Below are 20,548 nucleotides of genomic sequence, written 5' to 3' on the forward strand. Positions count from 1 at the left end.
AGGTCGAGGCGCTATAGCGCTTCTCTTTCCTTTTGTTTTTTACGGCTGATAGAGGTGGCGCCGGTCGTCGCTGCATCGAGCAAATAGAGAATTGAGCGGTAGGGAATACAGCTGTGTCTTGTCAGGCCAATTTCACAGGTTCGGCTATTACTAAAACCTGTAGTGCAGCCGTCAGGTATTTGTTCTTTCAACGGTGCGGTTGCTGATGCATTCAACTCCGGGGTGAAAAAGCCTTTATCGCCTGCAAAGCCACAGCATTCAATGTGTTCAGGCACAACGACATGTTTCGCGCATCGTTTAGCGACTTTTTCAAAGTTCTCCGCCAACCCCATACGGCGCGTGCTGCAGGTAATGTGCAGCATGACGGTGTCATCGATCGGCGTGATATCCAAATCATCAAACAAATACTGCATGATGAACTCCGAGGGCTCGAACACGTCTAGGGGGAACGTCAGCCCTTCAAGGGTCAGTTTTTTACAGGGACTGGTATCCATTAGGATTGGCCATTTACCCAATTCGCTGGCTTGCCACAGTGCAGCTTCAAGTCGGTAGCGTTTGTCTTTACTGATATCTTTCATGCCTTTGCTGTCATACGGCATGCCGCAGCAAAGGTTGTTAACCTGTTTAGGAAGAACCACTTGATAACCCGCGCGCTCAAGTAGTGACACTGTCACTTCGGTAAGGCTTCTTTCTTCCTCGCTGCCAACTTCATTGCCCATACTGCGACTGGCGCAAGAGGGGAAATACACCACTTTCTTTTGTCGACGCTCCGAGCTCGCTTTCAATCGATATGCATTGGGTGACGGAAAGGCAGCATGCCATTCTGGCGTGCGTTTGTTTGTCAGGTTTCTCAGGCCATTCACCGTCCTATCTAACGCTTTCTCACCCAGCGTATTTTGAAGCACCTGATTGGTTTTTAGGCTTATCTTGGTCAAGGATGTAACCGTTGAGAAATGCTTTGCAGTCCAACGCGCTATCGGCTGGTAGCTTTGGTATTTTTCGGTGCGGATCTGTTTAATTAAATCCCCGGTGTTAATGCCTACCGGACAGCGCTCTGCGCACAAACCCGTTGCGGCACAGGTATCGACACCCAAATAATCAAACGTCTTTTTCAACTCTGCTTTTTTGGCTTCGTCTGCATTCGGGGTGTTTTCGAGCCGCTGTAGCTCGCGATACAGCACAATGCGTTGTCTCGGTGACAAGGACAAGGTTCTTGAGGGGCACACCGCTTCACAGAAACCACACTCGATGCAGCGGTCAATTAAGTCATCGGCCTTGGGCATGGGTTTTAAGTGTGTGATGTGGGCGTTCGGATCGTCATTGATGATCACGCCGGGATTGAGCAAACCATGAGGGTCAAACAGTGCCTTAATCCGTTTCATTAAGCCGTAAGCGTCTGAGCCCCATTCTAACTCCACATAGGGTGCCATATTGCGCCCAGTGCCATGCTCTGCTTTTAGAGAGCCTTGGTATTTCACAGCGACAAGTTGTGCCACTGCATCCATGAAATTACCGTAGCGTGTTATTTCACGTTGCTCATCAAACCCCTGGGTAAACACAAAGTGCAAATTCCCTTCAAGCGCATGACCAAAAATGATGGCTTCATGGTATTCAAAGTCGTCAAACAAGGTTTGTAGCTCACGTATTCCGTTTGCAAGGTGTTCAACGGGAAAGGCCACATCTTCAATGATGACGGTGGTGCCGGCTTCTCTTACAGCACCGACGGCAGGGAACATGCCTTTTCGGATCCCCCAAAGCGTGCCAACCGTATGCGCATCCGACGTAAACGCCACTTGATAGGGAATACTATATGCCGTCAATACATCCACGATGTGCTCGCATTGCGTCTTCAGCGTGTTTTCATCGCTGGCGCGCGACTCAATCAACAGGGCGCAATGTTCAAGATTCAACAGCGGCATGAAGTCAGGCATGCCGGCTTTATCGGCGACTGATCGAAGGGCGCGCCCATCCATCATTTCGACGGAAGAGACGGGGCATTGCGATAAGGCTGTCACGGCGCGAGAGGCACTTTCAATATCTTCAAACACCATTAGCGCGGACGCTTTGTTCGGATGCTCAATCACGGTGTTGTAAGTAATGTCTGCGATAAACCCGAGTGTTCCCTCAGAACCGACCATTAAATGGGTTAACACGTCGATCGGGTCGCTGAAATCAATCAGTGCATTGAGCGCATAGCCTGTTGTGTTTTTGAGTCTGTATTTGTGCGCAATACGGGTTTTCAATTCTGGGTTGTTTGATACGTCCGTACACAGTTGTTGAATGCCGTTAATCAGATGGGCATGAGATGTTTTGAATGCGTCGATAGAGTCGGGGTTTTCCGTGTCCAACAGCGTGCCGTCTTGAAATACGATCTTCATCGCTTCGACGGTTCGATACGTATTCTGCGCCGTGCCGCAACACATACCACTGGCATTGTTGGCGGCGATGCCACCAATTTTGCAACTGTTGATGGACGCAGGATCAGGACCGATTTTTCGTTGGAAGGGCGCAAGATAGCGGTTGGCATCCGCACCGATCACACCGGGTTGCAAACGAATCTGATCGCCGTTATTGAGAATGTCATAATGTCGCCAATTGTCCGTCAGTGTAATCAATACGGAGTCTGTGACTGCTTGGCCTGACAGGCTTGTTCCCGCAGCGCGAAAAGTAAAAGGAAAAGCAAAATCGCTGCAGGTTTTGATGATAAACAGAATATCGCCAAGGTCGTCTGCTTGAACGATCACTTGCGGCACTAATCGATAGAAGCTTGCGTCCGTGCCATACGCTAATCGCTTTGCTTCATCTGTAATGACACGAGATTCAGGTAAGCGTTGTCGTAACGTGGTGAGCAAGGGTGCGAGGGCACGTTTGCTTTGTTGTTCTTGTTCTTTTTGCGATTCTCGCGTGTTACTCATAGTTGCTCCTTCACCACAAAAACAATGAGGCGCTTGGGTCCGTGTGCGCCATAGGCCAGCGTTTGTTGTATGTCTGCTGTTTTTGATGGCCCAGAAATCAGTAAAAGGTTGGTCAATGGATCTTCTGGCCAGTTTGCCCTTGTCCAAGTGGCGGTTTCCATCAGTGCGCCAAAATTTGCGACGATGTCGCGCTCACGGATGATAGCAATGTGCATAGGCGGAACCAGTGATAAAGCTCTCGGTTCTTCTTCGCCCGTTACCAATACCAAGGTACCTGTATCTGCAATCGCGGCTGGGCACACAGACAAACCTGCGTCGATGTCATGAAACAAGGCCGATTTAAAGGTCTCTATGTCTTGGTCATATTTCGTCACAGTCATGGTAGGACAAGCCGCATCGAGGGCACTGGCCAATGGATTTGTTTTCCCTACCACCAATCGAGATACCGATTCTGTATTCAAACAGTCAACGAGCGCAGATTCTAATGCGTTCGCTTCAATGTGATGCACTTCAGCATGGCTAGCAGCGATTGTATCTCTCAAGCGCGCGCTTAACATGTCACGATTATCCGAATGCCAAGGTTGCCAGTTGATGGATTGTTCGGCGCATTGAGATGCTTCATCAGTAGGCTTATCGATGAAGGCTGACTTGCTGGCATTTAAACGAGAAAAGATACGTGCACGCGCCGTTGATTCTGATGCGATAGATGCTGATTTAGATGATGCTGACGAACTCATTGCGTGTCTCCTTCATCTTTCGCTTTTGCCTTTTGCGCAAGCAAGGTTTTCAATGACCTTTTGGCGAGTGTTGGCTTCACACGGCATTGCGTCCAATTCCCGATGTGATGCGGAATCAAGCCATTCATGTGACGGGCTGTATCTAATGCGCCGTGATAAACGGAAGGGTGCGTCGCAGCAAATGCAAATCCCTTGATGGCCGCTTTTTCTATGGCGTTCTTTGCCGCGTCTTGTCCTTTCAGCGGCGCGTGGTTCGCTTGGGCTTTGTTTTTCGATTCCTGACGTAACCGTTGTAACAATGCAGGGATAGGAATACGAACAGGACACACTTCTTCACATGCACCGCAAAGGCTGGATGCGGTAATCAAAGACTGGGTTTCTTTGATGCCTATCAGATGTGGAGAGATGATCTTGCCGATCGGGCCCGGATACACAGTCCCATATGCGTGACCGCCAATGCGCGTATACACGGGACAATGATTCATGCACGCGCCGCAGCGGATACATTGCAGGGTTTTACGCAATTCCTCGTCTTGATAAGCCTGAGAGCGACCATTATCAAGCAACACCAAATGCACCTGCTTAGGCCCATCGTGCTCGTGATGTTTACGGGGCCCACTGATCATAGTGAAATAGGTTGTGATGGCTTGTCCTGTCGCTGAACGTGTTAATGCGCTGTAGAGCGGGGGAATGTCACTCAGACACTCCACGACCTTCTCAATACCTGTGATAGCGATATGAACGTCAGGAATCGTGGTACACATCCGTCCATTGCCTTCATTTTCAACTAAACACAGTGTGCCGCTTTCAGCGACAGCAAAGTTAACGCCTGACACGCCAATTTCAGCGTCTTCAAAGGCATTACGAAGCATTTCTCGTCCCGTTTGGATCAGAGAATCAACGTCTGTCGTGGGAGCAAAACCATCAATATTGTGTTCGAACGTGTCTGATACTTGTTGTTTATTTTTATGGATGGCAGGCATGATGATATGTGAAGGCGTATCGCCATCGAGTTGGACAATGTATTCGCCCATGTCGCTTTCTAAACAGCGGATACCGCGTTTTTCCATGTCATGATTAAGGCCAATTTCCTCACTCACCATGGATTTTCCTTTTACGAGCAATTGCGCGCGTTGTTCTTGGGCTATTTCCGCAAAGATATGATTTGCTTGCTCTGCATTTTCTGCCCAATGCACCTGAATACCATTTCGAATGCAGTTGGCTTCGAGTTGTTCCAACAGTTCAGGCAGCTTTTTCAGACAACGTTGTCGAATCGATTCGGCGAGATCGCGCACCGCTTTCTCTTCGTCAGCGTCAGGGAACGCGTCTTTGCGTTTATGTCGAAGGTAATCCATCGCGCCACGGAAGTTTTGACGGAGTTCCTTATCGGCGAGGGCATCTATTGCTTGTGGGTGAAACATCTCAGGTTGGGAATGACTCATGCGTTCACTCCAAGGTGATTTGCGTTCTGGCTGTATACCTCTGATGAAGCTTCATGGCTTTTTAATCGCTCAGCGAGAAAACGGGCGATGTGTTTTCCTTTGAATGGTTGTCCCTGGTATTCGAGCGCACCGTTGATGTTCAACATGCATCCCCAATCAGCACTGACAAGTTGCTGTGCACCCGTGTTGAGAATATGTCGGGTTTTATCATCCACCATGGCTTCACTGATATTGGGATGCTTGATAGAAAACGTACCACCAAATCCGCAGCATTCTTCTTCATAATCTGCCGACTTCACGTTCACGTTAGAGAGTTGACTGAGTAAATGTGCTGTATGCGTGTGAACGTTCATTTCACGCCGCGCTGCGCAAGAGGTATGCACAACAACAGATGTGGCGTCGCCTTTATCCGCTAATTGAACATGGCATACGCTGGTAAGAAACTCGGTAAATTCAAAGACACGCTCTGAAAAGGCGATAGCGTTCTGGTGCAGGGGATGATCACGAAAGATCCTCGGGTAATGATGCACCATCATTCCGCCACATGAGCCAGAAAGGATGACGATAGGAATCGGCTCGGGAAACAACGACATTTGATGCTCAGCGACAGTGCGTGCTTCTTCCGTATAACCTGACGTGTAAGCAGGCTGACCACAACAGGTTTGTTTAGGCACATATTCCACCTCAATGCCAAACTGCTCAAGCAGTGCAATGGCATCAATCCCTGTTTCGGGGTCAAACATATCAACAAGACATGTTGCGTAGAGATAGACCTTGTTAGGTTTATGCGGATAGATCCGAGAAATGTGCATGTATCATCCTTATACATCTAAACATTTATACCCAAACAGCCTGAACCTTTATTGTTCATGTTTGATAGTTACGTGCTGTGACAGAGCGCGGCTTCATACGATCAATTCAGCTTAGAAGATTGGCATTGGCGAATAAATGGCATTAAATGAATTAATTCTTTCCAAAAAGCGAATAATAAATGAAAGCAGATGATGTGATTTTGTTTGCCAACGTTGCCGAGCTTGGCTCATTCAAGTTGGCAGCTGAAAAATACGATTTGGCGTATTCCGTTGTCAGTAAGCGTATTCGTCGATTGGAAGAGGATCTGAACGTCCAGTTATTGCATCGAACGACCCGGAAACTTTCTCTCACTGAAGCGGGTGTTTCACTGCTTCCAACCGCAAAGCAGATGGCACTCCTCACACAAGATGCTGTTCAATCCGTATCAACGATACGCGAGACAATGAAAGGGCACTTACAGGTCTCAGTGCCCACCATTTCTGGTGATTTACTCTTGGCGGAATGTATTGCTGATTTTTGCCATCAACATCCAGGCCTGAACATTGATGTGACTTTGAGTAATCGGTTTGTGGATTTGATCGACGAAGGGTTCGACCTTGCCATTCGAACGGGCTATCTCGAAGATTCCAGTTTGATCGCGCGTCACCTTATCGATTCCCAATGGATTGTATGCGCGTCACCCACGTATTTGGAACGGTGCGGACAGCCATCAAGCCCTGATGCGCTGGTGGATCATAATTGTCTGCATTACACCTATCAATCTACTGGCGCAGCGGATTGGGAATTCTTCTCAGACGATGAAATGGATAACACCGTCTCTCAGCCCGCTTATAAAGGTCAGGTGAAAGAGAAGCGCATTGTTAGGGTATCCGGTAATTTCTCGACAAATAACGCGGCTGCGTTACGCAAGGCGGCGCTGGCAGGGTATGGCATAGTCTATGTGCCAAGGTGTTTGGTGTATCACGACTTACTCAACAGCGATTTGATCGATATTTTCCCATCACTCGTTGCCAAGCGGCTAGGGATTTATGCCATTTACCCATTTACGCGCCATCCTTCTAACAAGGTAAAAATGCTGATTGAACATGTTCGCGACAAATACCAATCTATGTCGCATTACTTCTTATGAGCACATCACGCCGTTAAGCGAAAAACACCATTAAAAAAACCGCCAATAAGGCGGTTTTTTCGTCGTTGGCAACGATTGCGTGACTGAATGTCTTAAAGCAATTGATTCGCCATGTCCTTACCGATGCCACGATTGTTATTAAGGAGCTCAATTAAGTCCTCATTCAATCCAAGCATGCTGTATTCAAGCTGATGATTGAGCCATGTGCGTTTGTCATCACCTTCCATCAGCTCATCCCACTCTTGGTCAACCTTACTACACAGATTAATGATCGCGGCAAGTTGTGAGAAATTATCGCCTTGTACAGCACCAAATTGATTTTCAATGGCATCTATCAAGATATCTGAAAACTTCCAGGTCTTGGCGAGTTGACCGCCAAGTTGTGCACTGTCGGTGTCCAACACGATTTGTTGTGCTTCTGGCTTGGTTTTACCCGCTTCCATGTGTAGCTCAACTTTCTGTGCTTTGTCTGGGTATACGGTATAAATCAGGAGATCACCGATGTTATGCAACATGCCAGCAGTAAACGCTTCGTTTTGATCAATTTTGAGTTCTTTTGCAATCACTTTACTGAGGGTTGCAACTTCAAACGTGGTGCCCCAAAAAGCATTCAGATCAAGGCCGTCAATTTTTGGGAAGGCGCTCATTAAGGCGGATGCCGTCACCAAGGTACGAATAGGGCCAAGACCTAAACGAACAACTGCATCATCAACAGACGACACTGTTCTGCCTCGTCCAAAGTGGGCGGAATTAGACATTCTCAGCACACGGGCGCTGATGACTTGTTCGAGAGAAATTTTGCTAGCGATCTGGTTCATATCTGAACTGTCGCTGTTCACCAAGTCCATTAATTCTTGAACGACTTTGGGGATTTTTGGAAGCTTATCTACATGGGAAAGTAACGATTGGTTAGACATATTCAACTCCAGCGCGGGTAACTTAAGTTAAATATAGAACATCGTCTCAGAAATGTTAGCCACAATTCAAAAGTAAGACATTGAACAGTAAACAAAACCCCGTATTATACGGGGCTCAATACGTTAAAACAAATACTTAGGCAGGAAGTGCTGAGAGGAACTCTGATTTGCGGCTGTTAAATTTCTCGACTAAACCTTCAACGGCTTCAGTTTCAAACGCCTTTAATCCGCTACACACCATTTTCTTTCTGCCTTCGCCAATGACTTCACCATTTTCTTTAAAGCAAAAAGACAGGGTGACAGTGCCGCGCTTTCCCGCCACATCCATACGAGAGTCGGTCAACTCAACCGTTGGAGATTGGAAATCAAGATGGTGGAAACTCAGTTCCATGCTCTCATAAATCACGAGCGGGCGGTCAGGGTTAATCATCATGCCGGACTCTTCCATCAAAGGCACCATGATGTGAGGGAAGTTCATGCCTGAAAACTTCACGTAGTTTTCTGCAACCTTCGCGGCAAGTACTTCGTTTTTAATGTTTTCGCCAGAACGTGCCATGGTGAGATAACATTTGTCGTTACAGTCAACCACAGACAGGTTTCCGCAGTCGCCTTCTTTAATTTCAAGGCCGAGGTTATCTGAAATCATGCCTGCAAACGAAATGTGCATATTCTGACTAATACCCGCCTTCGCAAGTAATACAGAAAACAGCAAATCACCCGGGACACAGAAGCGTTTTGATTCTTCGTCGTGGATAGGGTTGAAGTCACCCGCAACCAATTTGGCGAAATGGCTTGCTTGACGGCGAGTGAAAACAAATTGACCGTTTTCTAAGTTGTAATAGTTAGTTAGCTGCATGATAAAGAAATTAAATCTTCCTTTGTTAATCTTGTCGGGCATTGTAACTGAGTGATAAGACATGAATGGTCTAGCCAGTTACGGATACCTATAGGCTGACGGCATTATCGTTATAAATCTGTACATATTGTAAGACTTGATAGGCGTTGTAAGCGTCAGTTAAAGAATATGGCCTTGGTATATCCCGCTAAATTCCCTCTTCTGGAAAGCAGACACCATGGATTGAGGGAAAAATAACAGGTCTTGAAGCTGGTCTAAAGGCATCCAAACACTGCCTATCTGATCTTTGTCTAATTGAGACGGCGTTTCTATTGTTTGGAATCCGTTTGCTTCCACAAACAATTCTATTTGATGCAGATGCTCAGGCAGATAGGTCGTCTCCAGTTTGTCAGCAATGACCTCACGTACAAAGAGAATATCTCCCATTGTGGCTGTACCGCCTGTTTCTTCAAGAAGTTCGCGCGCAAACGCCTGATCCAGTGTTTCATTGTGTTGGATGCCGCCACCGGGAATGATGTACCAAAGGCCGCGTTCATCTCTATGTTCTGCCAATAAAATTTTATCGTCTTGATAGCAAACGGCTCTGACCGATACCCGCAGTGATTTCATCCCTGAGTCCTTTCAATTGCATGTGTACGTTGTCCTTACTGTTACACAAGAAACATTCCAAGACCAAAAGAAAGAGAAGGCAATCCTTTTGTTAAACAGCGCATCTATACGTTGGTCACGTTTGAAGCGGACGAAAGATGAAAGGGTATCTCGTTAGATAGAAAGGTAGATAAGTAGATAGAAAGGTAGATAAGTAGATAGAAAGGTGAGGGTGCTCGCTATCTAATTAGCCGTTTTTGCTATTAACGCAGGAGCACGAGATTGAAATGGAACAGCGGCACAGATAGCCCGAATCAATGAAGGCTATCTGTGCCGCTATTTACTTACTGAAGCGGTACTTTCTTCTTTCTGGTAGAAGCGATAGAAGTTTTTGCCGTTGTTCTTCACGTAGTACATGGATTCGTCTGCTTGTTCAATCAGTGCGCCTACCGCTTGTTCATTTTGAGGGTATAAGCTAATGCCGATACTAGACCCTACGGATGTGGTTTGCTCATGGCCGATATCGATAGGCAATTGAACTTGATGTTGTAAGTCAGAAGCAATATCACTCACTGCCGTCTCATACGTTGGGTTATAGGAGAATCCTATCAAGAACTCATCGCCGCCCCAACGTGCCACCACGTCAGACCCTCTGAAGAACTGTTTAATACGGTTAGCCACCTCAATAATGACTTTGTCACCAGCATCGTGCCCATAGGTGTCATTCACGCGTTTGAAGCCATCAAGGTCAATCATGAGGATTGCGAAGTACCGTTGTTTCTTATCGGCATCAATCAAAGAGTTTTCGAGTTTGGTCATGCCTGCGCGACGGTTAAGCAATTGGGTAATAGGGTCATGCTCAGCTTCATAAATTATGTTCTGTTCACGCTCAGCACGTTCTGTAATGTCATACAAAACGATCTCGACCAAGCTGTCATCGGGATTATTAATGTCTTCCACTTTCGAGAACAAGCAATGCACCCAACGATCGGCGGCGCGTACTTTGTGCCTTAGCTGGATATCAATGGCGGAGAATTGATTGCCCGGTTTCACCCAAAACTCTTCGATGAACTCCTGAATTTCCTGAGGGTCATTGAAGTAGGTGGTGAAATCTGTTTTCGTGAATCTGTCGGTATCAACAATAAAGGTCTGTCCCAACAATCTCAGCAACGCGGGGTTCGCGACAATGAGTTGATTGTTAGCATTGAGTAAGCCAATACCTGCACTCGCGCGTTCAAAGATAAAACGAAACTTCTTAGAAAGGTTCTCTGTTTCTGCACGAAGTTCTCTCTCATTGTCAATTTGGTTGTTTACGGCATCTAACAGCACGTTAATGTCATCAACCAACGCACCAATTTCGTTTCGCTTGTGCGCGGAAGGGACGTCAATTCGGCATGAATCGCCTGGCGTGATCTGGTGAAATCGGTTTGCAATGTTCTTCATAGGTTCAGTCAAAATGCGGTTGACGATAACCAAGGTAAGAAGCGCAATCAACACAGAGTAAACGACCAACACTGTTGCTTGAATATTTGCCAGAGAGACGGCGTTGTCTTCAATGTAATCTTGATTTGGGTATACCAGTAAATCACCAACAACGTCTGTCGAGTCGAAGGGGGACATAATGGGAAAGATGACGGCCGTTTCTGTGTGTGATTTTGTTGATGGATCTTCAAATGACGCTGACAGTCCGTCTTGGCTCGTTAACCGTGCCGCTGAAATAATGTCATTCGCCTCGAGGCCGCGAAGCACTTCTTCTGCAAGTTCCCTGTTTCCAAGATAAAGCGCAATAGATGCGGTTTGTTCTACCGTTGTGATGATTTGTCGAATTTGGCTACGGGAACGGTCAACCTCTTGATGATAAGAGAGGTAGAACCAAACCACCGAGGCAATCACGGCAAATATCATTGCGCCGCTAGCAACACCTGCTGCAACGCGTATGTGAATTTTCTTATTGAGGATCGTCAAATCTGTATACCACTTTAAGTCCTGGCGTGACGCTGTTTTCATGCAAGTAAGCGATGGCGTTGGAATTTCCTTCCACATACATCACTACATCTTCTGAAGAAGATTTCGCCGAAGGAGGCTCAGCTTTGCCGGTAAATAACAACCTTGCCCAGTACGCATTGATTTGCGCGACTGACTTGCCCACCAATTGACGGTAAAAATCTTCACGTTCAGGGCTATTGTCAGGGAGATCTGTGGTATTGACGGCGCGACCGTCTGGGTAAGAGGTATATCTCCCCATATAGAGATCGATGACTTGTCGTGTTGAAAGCGATGCAACGGGATTGTCTTTATTAACAACCACAACTAACCCTGCGTGTGCTGATGGAAGCCACGCTAGCCAATATATTGTGAGTAGTGCTATTAGATATTTCGTCATATCAGAACACAAAGCTCAGGCTAACAGAGTAAGTATCAATGTAGTCAGGCACAGAAGCGGTTAATCCACTCGCTGTTGTAGACCACCCACCAATGCGGTCGTCAATCAACCACGTTCTTTCAATTTGTCCTTTCAAAGCCACGTTTGCGTTTACGTCGTAACGCAAACCAAATCCCAGCGTTTCTTGATTAACAACCCGTGCTTTTAGGTTTTGATCAATAAGGTTAAATCCAGCAGCGATATCAGGGATGGCGAGTGTCGTAGCAGGGGGAGAGGTAAGTTCGTAATATCCGCCGACGGATTTCGCTTTGGATAAGAAACCAAACACGGCAAAGCTATCAAATACTCGACCGACACTGGTATAACCCGCCGCCAAATCGGGGAAGAATGGCCAGTCTGTGTCGGTGTAACTCAATTCTGCTTGTACGTTCCAATCTCCAGACTCATAGGACGTTCCAAGTGAGTAATACGCAATGCGTTTGTCTACGAACCTAAAGTCTTCCAATGTGGAAGGAAGGCTTGGCCATAGAAACTCTGGAACGGCTGAAAGGTCAGAAGTGATGGATAATGAAGGATCGCCTTCTTTCACTTTTGTTGTGGTTGCTGAACCAGAGAAAAGCCAATTATCAACTTCATACGTTAACTTGGTGCCGAACAAAGAACCCAAGGTCACTTCGTAGGGGTCAGTAATGGTTTCTATGGTTACGTTGGATTGCCCACCAAAAAAGCGGGTTTCCAATATTCCATCGCCAAGTGAATAACGAAAAGCAATGTCTGCACCATCCATGGATGCAATAGGAATTGCGGAATAGAAATCTGTGATGGGTTTTGTCCATAAGTACGCAAAACCCACATCACGGTATTCTGACAGCATGTAGATAGGCGTTGCTATTCTGCCCACACGAATAGAAACATTGGGAGAGAACTTGTATCGAAGAAACGCCCATGAGATTGATTTATCAATATCATTTTCAATGCGATCTTGCAGAACGCCTTGTACAACCGCGTCAATATTGTCTGTAATAGTTGCGTTGATTTGCAAACCGAGCGCAGAGCCAGGCTTCAAACTCGATTCTCCATACAAGCCTTCTTTGGAGAGATCATATTTGAAACCAAGGTTATCAGTGCCGGAGTCAATGACGCTGACCGTACCAAATCCACTCACGCGCACAGCGTCTTTCGCAACAACGGGTGCTGCTAGCAATCCTGCAAGTGCAAAACATGGCAATGTGAGTAGGCGTTTTCGGCTCGGCATAAAGGATTTATCGAATTTGATACATTTTTTAAATATAAGACATTTTTAGATTTTTTCTCGTTAATTCACTGTGCGTTTTAATGTTCGACTATGGTCTACCGTCTAGATCCTGTTTTGCTAAATCTAACAATGTTATAAAGGTTTTAAACGATAACGAGAAAGGAAGCTCAAGATGCAATTTCCACATCGAAACATTGTGGTGTTAACAGGAGCGGGGATTTCAGCCGAATCAGGCATTCGAACGTTTCGCGCGCAAGATGGGTTATGGGAAGAGCATAGAATTGAAGACGTGGCGACGCCGGAAGGGTTTGCGCGCGATCCGGCTTTGGTTCAAGACTTCTACAACCAACGTCGTAAGCAATTGCAGTCAGGCGTATCGCCAAATCCTGCTCATGAAGCACTCGCAAAACTCGAGAAAGAGCTTGATGGTAACGTCACGATCGTGACGCAGAACATCGATAACCTCCACGAACGTGGCGGCAGCGAGAACGTGATCCACATGCATGGCGAGTTGCTAAAAGCCCGCTGTAGTCACTCTAATCAAGTCTTGGATTGGGTAGGAGACATCGCAACAGACGAAATGTGTCATTGTTGTCAGATGCCTTCACCGATTCGCCCTCATGTTGTTTGGTTTGGTGAAATGCCTATTGCGATGGATCGTATTCACACAGCACTGGTACAGGCTGATCTGTTCATTTCCATTGGTACGTCAGGGGCAGTATACCCCGCTGCAGGGTTTGTTCATGAAGCGGCGATTAACGGCGCGAGAACAATAGAAATCAATCTTGAACCGAGTGCAGTAGAAAGCGAATTTGATGAAAAACGCTACGGAAAGGCAAGTGTGCTTGTTCCTGCGCTGGTGGAAGAACTGCTTGCATTGAGTGATTGAGTGTAGGATTTACATTAACATATTCGTGTTTGGCGAACTTCAAACAACAAAAAAGCGGCTTAAAAGCCGCTTTTTCTATTTTGCTGGTGGTGTAATGAGATTACTGACCGGCTTTTAGTTTTTGGAAATACTCTTCATAAAGCACGTTCGCTTCACCTACAGAGCTTTGCCATTCGCCTTTTTCCATCACGTCTTGTGGTGGGTAGACGCTTGGATCGTCTTTGAACGATTTTGGAAGCAGAGGGTATGCGGCTTTCACGGGTGTTGGGTAACCAATTTCAATCGCAAGTTTTGCTGCGTTCTCTGGGCGCAACAAGAAGTCAATCATCTTGTGTGCCGCTTCTGCGTTTTCTGCGTTTGCTGGAATCGCAAGGTTGTCCATCCAGAAAATCGCGCCTTCTTCAGGCCAAACGATGTCGACTGGTGCACCTTCGCTGCGTGCGATATAAGCAGAACCATTCCACAACATACCGAGTGCTACTTCACCCGCCATGTAAGGGTTAGCGGGGAAATCAGAGTTGAACACAAGCACATTCGGCATGATTTTTTGAAGCTCTTTGTATGCCGCTTCAATTTCTTTCGGATCAGTGGTGTTCGCAGAGTAGCCAAGCTTGGTTAACGCGATATGGAAGAACTCACGTGCGTCATCCATCATCAGCAACTGGCCTTCATACTCCGGATTCCAAAGATCAGCCCATGCATGCACGCTGCTCGTTTCCATCACATCAGTATTCACGCCGATACCCGTTGCGCCCCAAATATAAGGGATTGAGTATTCGTTGTTCGGATCGAAAGGCTTGTTCAGGTTGTTGGGATCAAGGCCGTCAAAGTGGCTTAGCTTCGTCTTATCGATTTTCTGAAGCATGCCTTCTTTGCGCATTTTCGCAACATAGTAGGTTGAAGGAACAACAAGGTCGTAGCCTTCAGGGTGGGTTTTTAGCTTGGCATACATGCTTTCATTTGACTCATAGGTTGAGTAAATGACTTTGATGCCAGTTTCTTCGGTGAATTCTTCGAGTACTTCGGTAGGGATGTACTCTGACCAGTTATAGAAATACAGCTCATTGTCTGCAGCAGATGCAGCACCAGAGAAGAGAGAAACGGCCAGAGAGCTTCCTAGCACAAACTTAGACCAGGGTTTCATCGATAACTCCTGTAGTTTTACTTTGGATTGATTAACAAGAATAACGGGTGGAAAACTCCACCCGTGACTGAAAAATGCAAAAACAATGCTGAATCTTGAGGTTCAGTCGTTGTTAGCGCACCTTATCGCGAGCCAGTAATTGCGAACAAATTACCAGCGCAAGAGAGACAACCAACATAAGGGTTGCGAGTGCGTTCACTTCTGGAGAAACGCCAACTTTTACCATTGAGTAGATTTTCAACGGCAAAATTTCGTAGCTTGGTCCAGTCACAAACGAACTGACGATTACGTCATCAAGAGAAAGGGTAAAGCTCAATAACCATCCCGCAGCAACCGCAGGGGCCGCCAAAGGCAGAATGATTTTTGTCAGAATTACCCATTCGCTTGCGGCCAAGTCTTTCGCCGCTTCAAGCATGCGAAGGTCGAAGCCATTCAACCGGCTGTATACGGTCACCACAACAAACGGCAGGCAGAAGGTGATGTGAGAAAGCAGAAGGGTAAGGAAACCCAATTGCGCGCCCAACAACACAAACAGTGCCAGCAATGAGATCGCCATGACGATGTCAGGTGACATCATAACCACGAATAGCATGCCATTCACAAAGCCTTTGCCACGAAAACGGTAGCGATAAAGCGCGACCGCTGTCAGGCTACCAATAACTGCTGCTGCAGTTGCAGAGAAGATAGCAATGGTTAGCGAGTTACCGGCCGCTTGCACCAAACTGTCGTTGCTTAGAAGTTGGGTGTACCACTTGGTGGTAAACCCTTTCCATTCCATACCGAACTTACTTTCGTTAAACGAGTTAACGATAAGAATGATGATAGGGATGTATAAGAACGCATAGACCAGCGACATGAAGCCAGTCTTGAAAAAACGACTCATTCCAGCTCCACCTTCTTGTTAATCAGCTTACCAACACGCCAGTAGGCAAAGAGCATCAGACCCATTAGTACCGTCAACGAAATACTCGCTGCTGAACCAAATGGCCAGTCGCGTACGTTGAGGATTTGGCTCTTAATCACATTACCAATCAGTAGGTTCTTCGCGCCGCCCAGCAGGTCGGACACATAGAACATGCCAAGTGCAGGCAGTAGCACCAACAAACAACCCGCGATAATACCCGGTGTTGTCAGTGGAAGAATGACCTTCACAAACGATTGGAACTTGCTGGCGCCGAGGTCTTTTGCTGCTTCTAGGTAGCTATTATCAAGTTTCTCAATGCTTGAGTACAACGGCAGGATCATGAACGGCAGTAGGATATAAACCAAGCCAATCATGACTGCATATTCGGTGTACATAATGCGCAGAGGTTTCTCGATCAAACCCAGCGTTAGTAATCCTTCGTTCAGCAAACCCCGTGTCCCGAGGAAGATTTTCAAGCCGTACGTACGGATCAAGGAATTGGTCCAAAACGGAACAATCACCATGAACAGCATGAACGGACGCATCCTCTCCGGCATACGCGCGATAACGTAAGCGAACGGATAACCAATCAACAAACAGAGCAGGGTGGCGATGGCAGCCATGTAGAACGAATGCCAAACCACTTTTGCATAGAGAGGGTCCAACAGCTTGGCATAGTTGCTCAAGGTGAAGGTCATCTCAATCAAGTCTGCATCATCGCGAGTCAGGAAACTGGTGATGATAATCATCAAGTTCGGAATGAACACGAACAACAGCAACCAACTCACAATGACGCCAATTATGGCGTTTTGGAGATTAAGCTTCTTCATCAGGCAGTACCACTTCCCAGCTTTCAACCCAGGTAATTGCAACTTTCTGATCCAATGAGTGGTCAACGTCTGGATCGTCTTCGTTGAAGAATTCGCTCACCATGACAGATTTGCCAGATTCAAGCTCAAGCACAGAATCCAGCGTCATGCCTTTGTAGTTACGCTCACGAACGTAACCCACGATACCATTAACGGTTTCGCCAGCGCTGTTGACAGATTCACTGCTGTTAATTTCTTCAATACGAAGATCTTCAGGACGAAGAAGAACTTTAATGCGGTCACCTTTCGCTACATCAAGTTTGCAATAAACCTGACATTCACGGCTTTCAACAGTCGCTGTGATGCGTTGTTCGTCAATACGAGCAATCACATCTGCATCGAACACGTTGATTTCACCGATGAAGCGCGCAACAAACAAGTTTGCTGGTTCTTCATAGATTTCACGCGGCGTACCGTCTTGCACGACATTGCCTGATTGCATCACGATGATGCGATCTGACATCGACAAGGCTTCTTCCTGATCGTGAGTAACGAAGATGAACGTAATACCAAGCTTGCGTTGAAGCTGTTTGAGCTCCATTTGCATTTGCTTACGCAGCTTGTAATCCAACGCTGAGAGAGACTCATCAAGCAACAGGACTTTTGGCTTGTTAACAACTGCGCGTGCGATTGCGACACGTTGTTGTTGACCACCAGAAAGTTGATGCGGCTTGCGCGGAGCGAATTTCTCAAGTTGCACCATACGCAATGCTTCCATCACGCGCGGCTCGATCTCGCTTTCATTGACCTTCTGCATACGCAGGCCAAATGCAACGTTTTCGAAAACCGTCATGTGTGGGAAAAGCGCATAGCTTTGGAATACGGTATTGACGTGACGATGCTCTGCGGGGATAGCAGTGACATCTTGCTCATCGAGGATAATTTGGCCATCGTCTGCATCTTCAAGACCAGCGATCAAGCGAAGTACTGTGGTCTTGCCACAACCTGACGGGCCTAAGATTGTCAAAAACTCGCCGTTGTTAATCTCAAGATCAAATTTAGAAATGATCTCTTTACCGTCAAAGCTCTTACAAAGACCTTTAAGTTGAACAACGGGTTTCTTGTTTGGTTGTGTTGCGTTCAATTCTACTCTCACTCCTTACACCACGGGCGATTAGCTAGAAAATTCCCCTAAAAAGTAGACGGCGCATGATAGACGTGCGAACCATGAAGTTAAAGCGTTTTTTTCCTTTTTAATGGCTTATTTTCATCAGAAAACCACTTGATGACGATGAGGGCGGAAATCGGCGTTGGATTCCGCAGCCAGCCTCGCTTGTTCCCGTGTTCGACAAACGAGCGCCGATCAGTATAGACCCTTTATTTGTTGGCTAAAAATACGCCTCTTTGAGACGTGCGCAAAAAATATCACCTATAACTTTATTTATGGGGAAATTTCGCAGCCAAAAGACAAAAGTTACTTAGATATGAATAAACAACAATTAAATAATGCCCTTCATGTCGGCGGTACATTAGAAAATGCGCTTACCGGCAAATATACGTTAAATGCGACCAGCGTGGTCGAAGAGGCCATGCAGCTAACGAAGAAGAACTTCTGGAGTTTTCTTCCTGCCGTATTGTTTCTCTCCGCTGTGAATGTCGCACTCTTTATGGTCGTGCTCTCAGTCTTACTCGATTCACCCAGAGAACTGATGGATGCGTTTGTGGGGAAAACGGTCATGACTGACGATCTGCTCGCATCAGGGCGTATCGCCTTGTTTGCATCGACGGTGTTAAGTGCGCCCATCTATGCCGGTGCAAGCTTGATGGGATTAAGTCATGCCATTGGCTTTAGAACAAAACCCAGACACATAGTGAAAGGCATGGCCTTTGCGATGGCAGTTACGCTCGGAATGTGTTTTGTCTCCACGCTACAAAGTATCGGCAATCAAATTCTGCCTTTGCTAGGCATGTTCCTAGGCGTCACCTTTTCGATGACCACCTTGCTGATTTGCGAAAAGCGCTTGAGGCCCGTTGAAGCCATGGTTGTTTCTTTTAGAGCGATCACAAAAAAGCTGATACCATTATCGCTGGTCTACATTGTCATCGCCGTGTTATTTGTGTTTTCTTACGCAACCGCGGGAATCGCGCTCATTTGGGCACTGCCTTTTATGTTTAATGTAAAAGGGGTGTTGTACCGCGAGATGTTCGGTGTAGGTATAGAAGTAACCGTGGCTGAAGAGGGGGATGATGATTCCTCTTCTGGTGGCGGTAATAATGAGGTTTTCAACGCGTAATGAAGCTTTCCCGTGTAGTACTGGCTTCGGCTCTTTTTCTTTCAGCGTGTAGCGATGCACCACAATCCATCACCAATGTGAGTCAACTTCAACCGGCATCGCCTCCGCCTTCCATGGAGCAAGTGCCGGATTTCGCCTCTTATAAAATCGTTGATGAAAAGAAAAAGGCGTTTGTCTCTTTCCTAAAACCTGGCGTGACGTACATTAATGACTTGATCCTTAATGCGCGTACTCGCTTAAAAACGCTGTCTTCGACAGCTACCATGACCTCAGATGACGAAGCGTTTTTGGCAAAGGTGGCCGAGTTGTTCAAGTTGCCACAGCCAGAAACAGGTGCGGATGCCAAATGGTTCAATGAAGCCTTAAAGCGCGTGGATATTATTCCTGCAGACCTGGTGCTGACCCAAGCCGCAAAAGAATCTGGGTGGGGCACATCACGCTTCGCTCGTGAAGGGAATAACTACTTTGGGCAGTGGTGTTACACTCCTGGCTGTGGCTTGGTGCCTAGCGCACGAGACAAAGGACAGACGCATGAAGTTGCTGCATTCAAAGATGCTTTCCAAGCGATCCGCGCTTACTTCTTGAATGTAAATCGCAATGCTGCTTATGAAGATTTGCGAAACATTCGAGCAGCACTTAGAAAGTCTGGACAACCTATTACAGGCGAAGCCCTCGCGAAAGGACTCCTCAGTTACTCTGAGCGCGGGCAAGCTTATGTCGATGAAGTGCAAAGCATGATTCGCTTTAACGAGAAATATTGGAGCCAAGGATGATCAAAGGACTTACGGCTGCCCTGATGGCAGCTGTAATTTCAATGCCTGCTGCCGCTGCGCAGGTTGAATTTACTTACAGCAAACTTTATAGCCAGTTGAAGCATAACGCCGGGGAAAGTCACCCTGACGTTAAGATTGGATACTTTATGGTTTCACCTACGACGGGAAAAACCTGCAAGATAACCAAAGCATGGATGGCAAAAAAGAAGAATTATGAAGAATTTGTCATTCCAGCGTCTCAAGAGCTTCCATTGCCACTGGATAGCAATTTACGCAAAGTGAATCCGGATGTGTTTATTCAAACTGCCGGTGACGACGTATGTGACATTTCATTCCAAGTACTGGCTAAAACAGACTTTGAGAGCGAAATATCTACCGATTCTGTTGCCGTCTTAGTCCCGCAAATGTCGGCAATGATGCAAGACCTTGGTGGCATGTTCGCCTCTTGGTTCATGCCAGATGTTGAAGGCGTGATGGTGCATTTTGAACAGCCTGTCTCTTCGTTATCGACGTCAGAAGGCCGCTCGATTCCTGTTGAGAACAGTGTTGCCACACTTCGCCTTGCTGATTTGAAAAAAGGTGAGCGTGTTTTCTGGGCGTCTCAACCACTGAAAGTGACACCTTGGATACCACAAAGCTAACCTTCTATTGGGTTCAGATACACAGATGAAACCAAAAAAAGCCCGCTGTTTATCAGCGG

The 20,548-nt window shown here is 46.7% G+C and carries 19 protein-coding genes; 5 read left to right on the forward strand and 14 right to left on the reverse strand.

The features are described 5' to 3' along the window. Window positions 1-11: 11 nt before the first annotated feature. Genes BCT27_RS21920 through BCT27_RS21935 form a run of 4 tightly spaced genes read right to left on the reverse strand, consistent with a single transcriptional unit; the run spans window position 12 to window position 5,906 of the window. On the reverse strand, window positions 12-2,915 hold the full coding sequence (locus tag BCT27_RS21920; protein WP_102396762.1) for an FAD-binding and (Fe-S)-binding domain-containing protein: 2,904 nt from the start codon (window positions 2,913-2,915) through the stop codon (window positions 12-14). Next, window positions 2,912-3,652, reverse strand: a complete 741-nt coding sequence (locus BCT27_RS21925) for a LutC/YkgG family protein (protein WP_102396763.1) — start codon at window positions 3,650-3,652, stop codon at window positions 2,912-2,914. Before BCT27_RS21925 ends, BCT27_RS21920 begins: the two co-directional genes overlap by 4 nt. Beyond that, window positions 3,649-5,094 (reverse strand): LutB/LldF family L-lactate oxidation iron-sulfur protein, encoded by a 1,446-nt coding sequence (locus BCT27_RS21930; RefSeq protein ID WP_102396764.1) that lies wholly within the window; start codon window positions 5,092-5,094, stop codon window positions 3,649-3,651. Before BCT27_RS21930 ends, BCT27_RS21925 begins: the two co-directional genes overlap by 4 nt. Beyond that, the gene (locus BCT27_RS21935) at window positions 5,091-5,906 is read right to left on the reverse strand and encodes a (Fe-S)-binding protein (RefSeq protein WP_102396765.1); all 816 of its coding nucleotides are present in this window, start codon (window positions 5,904-5,906) and stop codon (window positions 5,091-5,093) included. Before BCT27_RS21935 ends, BCT27_RS21930 begins: the two co-directional genes overlap by 4 nt. Window positions 5,907-6,085: 179 nt before the next feature. Here BCT27_RS21935 and BCT27_RS21940 point away from each other — a divergent pair, with 179 nt between their 5' ends. Further along, a complete protein-coding gene (locus BCT27_RS21940; protein ID WP_102392217.1) occupies window positions 6,086-7,036 on the forward strand; it encodes a LysR family transcriptional regulator in 951 nt (316 codons plus the stop codon). A gap of 92 nt (window positions 7,037-7,128) precedes the next feature. On the opposite strand, the gene BCT27_RS21945 is transcribed toward BCT27_RS21940, so the two are convergent. The 6 genes from BCT27_RS21945 to BCT27_RS21970 form a co-directional block, all read right to left on the reverse strand. Next, a complete protein-coding gene (locus BCT27_RS21945; RefSeq protein ID WP_102316486.1) occupies window positions 7,129-7,953 on the reverse strand; it encodes an HDOD domain-containing protein in 825 nt (274 codons plus the stop codon). 136 nt (window positions 7,954-8,089) lie between these two features. Next, on the reverse strand, window positions 8,090-8,809 hold the full coding sequence (locus BCT27_RS21950; protein WP_102392215.1) for a DUF3581 family protein: 720 nt from the start codon (window positions 8,807-8,809) through the stop codon (window positions 8,090-8,092). A 159-nt stretch (window positions 8,810-8,968) separates the two neighbouring features. Continuing rightward, a complete protein-coding gene (locus tag BCT27_RS21955) occupies window positions 8,969-9,418 on the reverse strand; it encodes an NUDIX domain-containing protein (RefSeq protein ID WP_102396766.1) in 450 nt (149 codons plus the stop codon). Window positions 9,419-9,733: 315 nt separating this feature from the next. Beyond that, complete coding sequence (locus BCT27_RS21960; protein ID WP_102396767.1) at window positions 9,734-11,362, reverse strand: diguanylate cyclase domain-containing protein; 1,629 nt, start codon at window positions 11,360-11,362, stop codon at window positions 9,734-9,736. After that, window positions 11,346-11,780 carry a type 2 periplasmic-binding domain-containing protein gene (locus tag BCT27_RS21965; RefSeq protein WP_241908623.1) on the reverse strand — a complete coding sequence of 145 codons (435 nt, stop codon included), beginning with the start codon at window positions 11,778-11,780 and terminating at the stop codon, window positions 11,346-11,348. Before BCT27_RS21965 ends, BCT27_RS21960 begins: the two co-directional genes overlap by 17 nt. Before the next feature lies 1 nt (window position 11,781). Then, window positions 11,782-13,035, reverse strand: a complete 1,254-nt coding sequence (locus BCT27_RS21970; RefSeq protein WP_102396768.1) for a hypothetical protein — start codon at window positions 13,033-13,035, stop codon at window positions 11,782-11,784. 172 nt (window positions 13,036-13,207) lie between these two features. Between BCT27_RS21970 and cobB the strand changes: the two genes are divergently transcribed. Next, entirely contained in the window at window positions 13,208-13,924 is a 717-nt protein-coding gene (gene cobB / locus BCT27_RS21975; RefSeq protein WP_102392213.1) for a Sir2 family NAD+-dependent deacetylase, read from the forward strand. Between the two features lie 100 nt (window positions 13,925-14,024). On the opposite strand, the gene BCT27_RS21980 is transcribed toward cobB, so the two are convergent. From BCT27_RS21980 to potA, 4 genes are all read right to left on the reverse strand, one after another. Further along, on the reverse strand, window positions 14,025-15,068 hold the full coding sequence (locus BCT27_RS21980; protein WP_102316492.1) for an extracellular solute-binding protein: 1,044 nt from the start codon (window positions 15,066-15,068) through the stop codon (window positions 14,025-14,027). Window positions 15,069-15,180: 112 nt separating this feature from the next. Then, the gene (gene potC, locus BCT27_RS21985) at window positions 15,181-15,951 is read right to left on the reverse strand and encodes a spermidine/putrescine ABC transporter permease PotC (RefSeq protein ID WP_102316493.1); all 771 of its coding nucleotides are present in this window, start codon (window positions 15,949-15,951) and stop codon (window positions 15,181-15,183) included. Then, a complete protein-coding gene (gene potB / locus BCT27_RS21990) occupies window positions 15,948-16,802 on the reverse strand; it encodes a spermidine/putrescine ABC transporter permease PotB (RefSeq protein ID WP_102316494.1) in 855 nt (284 codons plus the stop codon). Before potB ends, potC begins: the two co-directional genes overlap by 4 nt. Continuing rightward, the gene (potA, locus tag BCT27_RS21995) at window positions 16,789-17,925 is read right to left on the reverse strand and encodes a spermidine/putrescine ABC transporter ATP-binding protein PotA (RefSeq protein ID WP_017011562.1); all 1,137 of its coding nucleotides are present in this window, start codon (window positions 17,923-17,925) and stop codon (window positions 16,789-16,791) included. Before potA ends, potB begins: the two co-directional genes overlap by 14 nt. 340 nt (window positions 17,926-18,265) lie before the next feature. Here potA and BCT27_RS22000 point away from each other — a divergent pair, with 340 nt between their 5' ends. Genes BCT27_RS22000 through BCT27_RS22010 form a run of 3 tightly spaced genes read left to right on the forward strand, consistent with a single transcriptional unit; the run spans window position 18,266 to window position 20,489 of the window. Beyond that, the gene (locus BCT27_RS22000) at window positions 18,266-19,075 is read left to right on the forward strand and encodes a hypothetical protein (protein ID WP_102396769.1); all 810 of its coding nucleotides are present in this window, start codon (window positions 18,266-18,268) and stop codon (window positions 19,073-19,075) included. Then, window positions 19,075-19,848, forward strand: a complete 774-nt coding sequence (locus BCT27_RS22005; protein ID WP_102396770.1) for a glucosaminidase domain-containing protein — start codon at window positions 19,075-19,077, stop codon at window positions 19,846-19,848. Before BCT27_RS22000 ends, BCT27_RS22005 begins: the two co-directional genes overlap by 1 nt. After that, window positions 19,845-20,489 carry a DUF2987 domain-containing protein gene (locus BCT27_RS22010; RefSeq protein ID WP_102396771.1) on the forward strand — a complete coding sequence of 215 codons (645 nt, stop codon included), beginning with the start codon at window positions 19,845-19,847 and terminating at the stop codon, window positions 20,487-20,489. The genes BCT27_RS22005 and BCT27_RS22010 overlap by 4 nt, the downstream gene beginning before the upstream one ends. Window positions 20,490-20,548: the final 59 nt, after the last annotated feature.

The sequence above is a fragment of the Enterovibrio norvegicus genome (assembly GCF_002876705.1).
In the GTDB taxonomy this organism is placed as follows: Bacteria; Pseudomonadota; Gammaproteobacteria; order Enterobacterales; family Vibrionaceae; genus Enterovibrio; species Enterovibrio norvegicus_B.